Source organism: Lacinutrix sp. MEBiC02404 (assembly GCF_053601575.1).
This window is the reverse complement of record NZ_JBSHNV010000091.1, coordinates 1-6,424: the sequence shown is the minus strand read 5'-3', so window position 1 is coordinate 6,424 and position 6,424 is coordinate 1. Positions and strand designations below refer to the sequence as shown.

The window sequence follows — 6,424 nt, the reverse complement described above, 5'->3', positions numbered from 1 at the left end:
TGACTTCAGTTTTACTTTTAGTTCCGATTTATCTAAGCAAATTTTGTTAATTATAAGTTAGGGAATTAGGTAAGCCCAAACTAAAACAATAGCAGAGAAAATAGAGGATTGACACTGTTTTTGCTAACGTGTTTGTATATGATTTGTTGCGTGTTTCAGCACTAAATTTAGCAAATAAAAACCGAATAGAAAATCCGCGAGGGTTTTCGTAAGCAGGCTAGAACTAGCAATAAATTATATACGGTGTTGTAGGTAGTTACTCTTCCGTATTTTTCTTTGAATCGATTAATTCAATTAATTTTGTCAGCGATGATTTGATTTTATCAGACTCACTCTTTTTAAGCATCAATTCCGCTTTCTTTTTCATTCCGCTATAATTTGCGTCAGGATAAAGTTCAATCAGTTGTGTAAAGTACTTATCTATTCCCTCAGCAAGTTTAGTTCTCCCTTTTTCAGAAAATGCTTTTTCTTCGTTTATCTCATCTAAATAAATAGTGTAATTACCAATTAAAGTTCTAACATTTGAATTAATATTATTTTCAACTCTTGAAGAATTTGGATCGTCTGCACTTTCTCTTATCAGGTCATTTCCTAATTTAAAATAGTCAAGTTGCAAGCTCAAACCATATTGCCAAACAGCTAACATTTCTATGTCATAAACATATTTATCTTTTCGGTCAGTTGCTTGGTAAATTTGATGCATATCCTTCCAACGCTCAAAAAATTCTGTTGCAACATCATTCCGGTGTTTTAAACCTAATTCGTTGTCTTTAAGTACTATTTTGAAATTTTGTTCGTCTGTTAGTTTTTCAACTATTATTCTTTGTTCAGGATTATCAAAAGTCGGTTTCTTTTCATCGTCTTCATAACCAAACCTCAAATTAAGGATTACATCTTTATAGTCTGTAATATCCCAATATCTTTTATCTAAAGGGTATTCATTTTTCTCTGTTTCGCAATTAGTTAATGTTAGGAATACTAATGCTAAAAGGATAAATTTAATTTTTGTCATCAATTATAATTTTTGGATTTTCATATTGGTTTAGCGAAGTTAATAAACTATCAACTTCTTTCTCGTATCTTTTTTGTTCACTTAATACGTAACTGTGAAAAGTATTGTAATCATACTCTTTTTGAAAAACTCTTTCTTTTGTTTTTACATCTTTTATTATTCCCTCGATTTTGTTTTCATCGAAAGTTTTTAAAGCAGATATCTCTTGTTTTGCTTTTCGAGCAAACAATTCTGTAATTTTGATGTGATACTTTTCGTGGGTTAAGAGTTCTGTACTATTCGTGTTTTTTTTATAAACGAAAGAACGCGAAGGATAGAATAATGATTGTATAGTTACAGAATTATCATCAATATCACTATCTATTGAAGTAACAACATAAGCAAATCGTTCGTTACCATAAAGTGACTTTTTGAAAAATTCTAATCCCTTGAAATTCTCAAATGTTATTTGGTCGTACTTGTCAAAAGTTATAGGTTTTTCGTAATTCAAGTAGTTTGTATGACTCAAAACTCCAAACGCAATTGAAGTTAAAACTAGAATTAGAAAACTGTATTTCGTAAAGCGTAATAATCTTTTCAGCAGTTTCTTATTCTCCTCTTTTCGCTCTTTTAATAATAAATAGAATTGATAAAATACTGGTGAAAAGTAAAGCAGTACAATCAGTATAATTATCAACTTTTCATTCATTCGTAAATGTTGGTTTTAATTACCTACAACGTTTATGTATATGAGCTGTGGCGTGTTTTGGCACGAACTTCTCCAAATATAAACTAACTTTGGGAAATCCAAAGATTTTCCAAATGGGCACAGACCAAGCCATAGCTTATATACGGTGTTAGCGGTAGTGCCTTTATTTATTCAAATATTCTTGTTTTAAATATTTCTTTCATTTTTTCAAAATTCTGTTTTGGTTTTTTACAAATGTAAATTCTTTGATAAAGTTCTTCTTCATTGTCTGCATATGGATTGTAAATTGTTCTTACTAATTTCACTTCGTCAAAATAATCACTAAAAAAATCGCCAACACGATAACTCAAAGTCATAATAGTATTCGGCATTTCTCCTTTTGGTGTCCAACTATAGTAACTGCCGTGATAAGAAAATGCTTTTGGTAAATTATATTTACTGCCTAATAAATTTATTGCACCGGCTTGTCCGTAATGTTTACCCCAAATCATACAATTTTTTCTTTCCGCTAATGGCAAACTGTCGTAAACAGATTTCAAGTCCTGCATCGTTATTTCCCATTTCTGATTAGTATAATATTCATCATACTTTATGGCATATTTCCCACCTTCAATTTCTTTCTTTTCAAATGGATAAATTTTTGTTATATAGCGATTGAAAGAATAAACAGGCATTCCAAATGGGATGAAAACTGAACTTAAAAGTAGTGAAATGGTAATCGGATAAATTACCCACTTTCTTTTGTTTAATACAATTTGTTCCCAAAATATAGCTCCAAAAGGTATAATTGTTAAAACAATTGGGTAAAAATAATACGATTTTCCGTTTTTAAATGAAAGAAAAAGGATTGACAAAATTATAGAAATTGCTAATGGGTGATTTATTGATTTATTGTTTTTAAACAGATAAATAAATGCTGGTACAATAATGAGTAATGATACTATAGGATTAATACCCATCAATAAGTTAGCTGTATTTTGAATTTGGGAAATATTGTCTAATTGTGTTTCATATAAGCGATTAAACATTTGCAAAACAGGAAAGTTATTTGTGTACTGCCAAATTAAATTTGGAAGTAATAACAGAACAACAACAACGATATTTTTCCAAAAATGTAGTTGAAATAGAGCTTGGCGTGTTCGTTTATAGAATAATAATGCAACTAAACCGAATATGAAAAATAAAGCATCATATTTTGTTGTACAGCCTAAAATAACAAATGTGGTTAAATACCATAAACTTCTACTGTCAAGATATTTTACAAACTTTGTTAGTTGATAAAAGCTCAATAACCAAAATAATTGACTGAAAACTACGGGTTGAAAAAGTTGTTGAGAACGACCAAAACTTGGTGCGGTGATGATGCAAAAAAGAGCTAAAAATATTGCTTTATTTTTTCCGCCTAATTCAATTATTGTTTTTGCTACATAGATTACAATTAATAAACTTGCAATATGTGCAAAAAGATGATGAACATAAACCGAATTACTACCAAAAAGGTTTTGGATAAATGCAAAAAGCCCAATCAATGGCGGAAATTCCATATATCCGAAAGCCAAATGTTTGCCAGTTTCAATATGTAATAATTCATCTCCTTGAAACCCCGAATGACTATCTGCAATTAAGTGAAGTGTCAATTTAATAATACAGAAAAAAAGAATTATTAGCTTGGTCTGTTTGTTCATTTTAATCTCTACTTGTTCTTGTTTCGTCGTGTTTTATTTGCATTACCGCTAACGTTTATGTATAAGAATAGTTGCGGGTTTGTATGCGAGGATTTTCCGAAGGAAAATCAGACGTTACAAACACGCAACGACCTTTGATTAAGCACTAAACCGCAATTATTTTTATACGGTGTTGTAGGTAGTTTTTATATTTCAGTCATTTTAATAGTTTTACTCGATGTTCTTCTTTCTCCATCTGTTGTTGTATAACTTGTAATGATTTTTAATTCCGAAAATTCTTTATAATTCCGAATACTTTTTTTAATTATATCAGAAGTTAGTTCAATCTTATTTTTCTTTTCTTCAGAAGTAACAGGTTTAAATTCCGAAATCATTATAGTAATGTCATTCGATATTTTCCCATTAAAATTAGTCTCACTTTTCGAAATCAATGGGAATTCACAATTCCATATTTTTTTTAAACTCTCAATAGTTTTTTCTCTTGAGTCAGAATATATAATTTCAATTGAATTTGTTTTCGAGTTTATTACTAATTCAGATTTTTTTTGAGAGTCAGTTTTATTTACACAACTCAACACTAAAATTCCGATTAAAAAGTACAATATTTTTTTCATTAGTTCCGTTTTTCTCAAATTACCTACAACGTGTTTGTATATGGTTTGTTGCGTGTTTAAGAACGTAATTTAGTAAATAAAAACCGAATAGAAAATCCGCGAGGGTTTTCGTAAGCAGGCTAGAACTAGCAATAAACTATATACGGTGTTGTGGGCAGTTATTTTTCCATCATAATTTCGATTGGATATTTTTTATAACCAAAGATTTTTATTTCATTTTCTAAATCTGCATATCTTTTTTCAAATCGTTCAAAGTTTTCTGAATAGCCGAATGAGCCTGTTTTTTTAAGTCCTTCAACTATTTTTACGGAACCTATCTTTTCAAAAGAGTCTTTAAATTTTAGTAAGTCCTTGTGTTCAACTGCGTCAATTACAAACCCAAAAAAGAAGTTAGGATTTCCTCCAACATACTCCCAAATAATATCAATTCCTTTTTGTTCTTTTCGAGTAGTTTCTTTGTCATAGCCAGAACCAATTGTTCTGCCTAAAATCATTTCGTTAGTGATTAATTTTTCAGTAGGTTTTTTTAAACTTTCATAAATTGTTGGAACAAACCAATAATTACAATTTCCTCTGTATTGGTCTATTTTCATACAAATTAGACTTCTATAACTATTGTCTTTGAGCTTAAACGACAAAATATCATTTTCGCTAAAGATGAAGTTGGATATTTTACGATACTTTTTTGGTTTACGAACTTTAATATTTTCTTTGCGAATCTTATTTAAAAACCGAGTCAAATGGCTTTTCCTTGATTTGCCCTCTTTTTCAGATAGTTTCGTCCATTCTATAACACAAGCATTTTTTATGATTATATTTTCAATGTACTCTATCCTTTCGAGATTCATAAGTCCAATTTCCCAATATGCAAGTCCGCAACTTGTTACATATATTTCGTTATCGAAGTCGTCAAAATATTCAGTTTGTTCTAAAGGAAATTCATTTAAAATCATTTTTAATTCAGCTCCACTGTCATACAAATCCATAATTCCCCAATAGGTGTCGTGAGCAGTATCTCCATCAATTATTTTCGTTCCATCTGTTGCCATTCCGTTTTTTTAATTGCCCACAACGTGTTTGTATATGGTTTGTTGCGTGGTTAAGAACGTAATTTAGCAAATAAAAACCGAATAGAAAATCCGCGAGGGTTTTCGTAAGCAGGCTAGAACCAGCAATAAATTATATACGGTGTTAGCAAATGTTATTTTTCTATCCATATGTTTCCATCATTCGCTCTATCGTTTCCCAGCCAGAATCTAATTGTAAACTACAACCAAAATCAAATAATAAATTTTCACTTGAATATATTTTTTCCAATTTTTCTTGTATTAAATCTTGGTCCTCAAAATAAAACAACATTTCAATTCCAGTTTCAGTTGGGATTCTTGAAATTAGATGTGTAATACAAGCTTTATTCAATTCAGTTTCTAAATATGTTTGAATTTCTCCATAATCTAATTCATTCATATCTTCAAAGTCAACAGTTAAAATCCCAAGAGTTTCACAGAATTCTTTATAAGCATAATCTTTGTAGCCAATATTTATCCAAGCAGTTGACATTTCTCCATTTTCTGATGTCACTTCGACAATAGATATTTTAGTTTCAGGAAAAGCCTTCCCTGAATCTTTTATTTCTTGCCAATTTATTTTTTTAGTAAATATTTTTTTAAACATTATCGGTCGTTTTTTTAATATTTGCTAACGTGTTTGTATATGATTAGTGGCGTGTGTAAGCAACTAATTTAGCAAATAAAAACCAAATAGAAAATTCGGAAGAATTTTCGTAAGCAAGCTAGAACCAGCCATTAATTATATACGGTGTTAGCAAATCGGTTTTTAATCAATCCACAGAGTAATCAATTTCAGAAATTCCGTTAATTCATAAGCCACAAGAATTGTCAATATCGATAGCTGGTTGTTTTCAAGTTTATTTTTTATGAGTAAAACTATGTAAATTATAATCGGGATTATCATTGAAAGTTTTAGTTCGTTAGCATAAGGATAGTACATTACTTTGAAAAAGAAAGAGACAAAAGCAAATAGACCAATAATCAGATTCAACCACTTTTTGTTTATTCCGCTATAAATGCTAAACACCAAAGCTAAAATTCCAAAACCTAAGAATGAAATTGTGTTTATAAGATCCGAATCTTGGTAAAACGATAGAATTGAACATGAAACTAAAATCAGTAATGTAACTTTCAGAAAAACAGGCTTGGTTTTATTTAAAAGGAATAATCCCATTAAAGCTCCAGCACCAATAATTATTTTTTCGTAGGTCATTTGTATTATACTGAAATAGGTTGACCTTTTTCGTGTTCATTTTTCGTTAATTAGAAGGTCAAATATTCTAAATTTTCTTTATTTTTTTTGTAGGAGCGATATTCAATTCCTTGATTAAGATGGATGAAATTAGGAGTGTTTA

Annotated in this window: 7 protein-coding genes; all 7 read right to left on the bottom strand. The window is 29.7% G+C overall.

From position 1 onward, the window contains the following. Positions 1-256: 256 nt before the first annotated feature. The gene (locus ACVCXO_RS00630) at positions 257-1,012 is read right to left on the bottom strand and encodes a hypothetical protein (protein ID WP_452227666.1); all 756 of its coding nucleotides are present in this window, start codon (positions 1,010-1,012) and stop codon (positions 257-259) included. Next, positions 999-1,700, bottom strand: coding sequence for a hypothetical protein (locus ACVCXO_RS00625; RefSeq protein ID WP_452227665.1), 702 nt, complete (start codon positions 1,698-1,700; stop codon positions 999-1,001). Before ACVCXO_RS00625 ends, ACVCXO_RS00630 begins: the two co-directional genes overlap by 14 nt. 167 nt (positions 1,701-1,867) lie before the next feature. Further along, positions 1,868-3,385 carry an ArnT family glycosyltransferase gene (locus ACVCXO_RS00620; RefSeq protein WP_452227664.1) on the bottom strand — a complete coding sequence of 506 codons (1,518 nt, stop codon included), beginning with the start codon at positions 3,383-3,385 and terminating at the stop codon, positions 1,868-1,870. 185 nt (positions 3,386-3,570) lie between these two features. Further along, complete coding sequence (locus tag ACVCXO_RS00615; RefSeq protein ID WP_452227663.1) at positions 3,571-3,999, bottom strand: hypothetical protein; 429 nt, start codon at positions 3,997-3,999, stop codon at positions 3,571-3,573. Between the two features lie 158 nt (positions 4,000-4,157). Beyond that, positions 4,158-5,048, bottom strand: a complete 891-nt coding sequence (locus ACVCXO_RS00610; protein ID WP_452227662.1) for a hypothetical protein — start codon at positions 5,046-5,048, stop codon at positions 4,158-4,160. Positions 5,049-5,208: 160 nt separating this feature from the next. Further along, the gene (locus tag ACVCXO_RS00605; RefSeq protein WP_452227661.1) at positions 5,209-5,673 is read right to left on the bottom strand and encodes a hypothetical protein; all 465 of its coding nucleotides are present in this window, start codon (positions 5,671-5,673) and stop codon (positions 5,209-5,211) included. 162 nt (positions 5,674-5,835) lie between these two features. Then, a complete protein-coding gene (locus ACVCXO_RS00600) occupies positions 5,836-6,282 on the bottom strand; it encodes a hypothetical protein (RefSeq protein WP_452227660.1) in 447 nt (148 codons plus the stop codon). Between the last annotated feature and the right edge of the window lie 142 nt (positions 6,283-6,424).